The organism is Lysinibacillus sp. RU7 (assembly GCF_057837305.1).
This window is the reverse complement of record NZ_JBYQFK010000273.1, coordinates 1-242: the sequence shown is the minus strand read 5'-3', so window position 1 is coordinate 242 and position 242 is coordinate 1. Positions and strand designations below refer to the sequence as shown.

Genomic DNA, 242 nt, shown 5'->3' with positions numbered 1-242 from the left:
CAGTCCATACGAATCGGGTTCTGATGTTCTAGGGTTTCATGAACAGCGTCTACACCAATTTGAATCAGGGCATTTGCACAGCGTTCTTTTGAACATGTACAGCCAAATTTTAATGCTTCAATTTCTGGTAAACGAACTTCTTCTTCGTTATATAAACGATATAAGATTTCATTTGCATCTAAATTGGTAAGCTCTTCAGCTTTTAATGTTTCGGTCAACATCGTCAAACGTGGCCATAAATC

Annotated in this window: 1 protein-coding gene; it reads right to left on the bottom strand. The window is 37.6% G+C overall.

Going from position 1 to position 242, the window contains the following annotated elements:
• On the bottom strand, positions 1–242 hold a 242-nt coding region (locus tag AC3II9_RS22375; RefSeq protein WP_489158964.1), incomplete at both ends, for an Hsp33 family molecular chaperone HslO.